This is a genomic window from Nocardiopsis protaetiae, from assembly GCF_045446735.1.
Classification (GTDB): domain Bacteria; phylum Actinomycetota; class Actinomycetes; order Streptosporangiales; family Streptosporangiaceae; genus Nocardiopsis; species Nocardiopsis protaetiae.
Genome location: NZ_JBJJBV010000523.1, coordinates 1 through 1,315, shown reverse-complemented (window position 1 = coordinate 1,315; position 1,315 = coordinate 1). Strand labels below are relative to the sequence as shown.

Annotated in this window: 1 protein-coding gene; it reads left to right on the top strand. The window is 73.2% G+C overall.

Annotated elements, in window-relative coordinates; all coding sequences use genetic code 11:
* The first annotated feature begins 307 nt into the window (after positions 1 to 307).
* Entirely contained in the window at positions 308 to 1,309 is a 1,002-nt protein-coding gene (locus ACJOT3_RS34495) for an ABC transporter substrate-binding protein (protein WP_406977330.1), read from the top strand.
* Positions 1,310 to 1,315: the final 6 nt, after the last annotated feature.

Sequence of the window (1,315 nt, the reverse complement as noted above, 5' to 3'; positions counted from 1 at the left end):
GCCCCGCCCCGACCCCGACTCGTCCCGCCCCCGCCCCGGCACCGACTCGGCCCGGCCCGCGCTCCCGGCCCCGCCGGCGCCCCGACACCGCCGCCCCACCCGGACCCGCCGACCGTGACTCGCGTCACACGCACACCCGCCCCCGGGGCGCCACCTGCGCCGGAACCGCCCACGAACGGGGGCTCGCCCGGCCACCGGCACCCCGGCACGCCGTTCGTGCCGGTTTGCGCCCGCACCCGGAGTCCATCACTATGATTCTGCTTAGGCAAGGCTAAGCTGACTGTGACCTTCCCCAGAATGAGGCTCCATGTACCGTGGCCCGCTGACCCGCGGCGGCGCGATCGCCGCCGGCGCGCTCTCCGTCCTGATGCTCGCCGCCTGCGGCGGCCAGGCCACCGAGGGCCCCTCCTCCCCTGGTGAGGCCTCCGAGGGCTACCCCGTCACCGTCGAGACCCTCTTCGGCGACGTCACCATCGAGGACCGCCCCGAGAACGTCGTGGCCATGGGCTGGTCCGACGCCGAGACCGCGCTCGCCCTGGGCGTGCAGCCGGTCGGCGTCGCCGACTGGCAGGGCTACGGCGCCCCCGGCGTCGGCCCCTGGGCCGCCGACCTGTTCGACTCCGAGCCCGCCCAGCTGGCCGCCCTGGAGCCGAACCTGGAGGAGATCGCGGCCCTGGAGCCCGACGTCATCCTCGACACCCGCTCCGACAACAGCCAGGAGCGCCACGACCTGCTCTCCCCGGTCGCCCCGGTGGTCGGCCCGCCGCCCGGCGTGGAGGTCACCTACGGCACCACCTGGCAGGAGCAGACCCGCCAGGTCGCCCAGGTCCTCAACGAGGCCGAGCGCGGCGAGGAGCTCATCGCCGAGCTCGAAGCGAAGTTCGAGACCCTGCGCGAGGAGAACCCCGAGTTCGCCGACGTCACCATCGCGGTGGGCGCCTACTTCGACGGCCAGTACGGCGCCTACGTGCCGGGCGACGGCCGCGTCGACCTGCTCCAGGACCTGGGCTTCCAGTACAAGTCCGAGATCACCGACATGGCCGAGGGCGCGTTCTACGTCGACCTCAGCCCGGAGCTGGTCGAGGTCCTGGACGCCGACCTGACCATCGTCTTCCCGATCGGCGACGTCGTCGACGTCCTCAACGAGGACCCGGTCCTGCAGGGCATCGGCTCGGCGCAGGACGGCCGCCTCATCATCCTGGACGACCCGGAGCTGGTCAACGCCTTCTCCAGCGGTTCCACCCTGGGCGTCTCCCACGCCCTGGACGGCATCGTCCCCCTCATCCACGAGGCGCTCGACCAGGAGTGACACCCG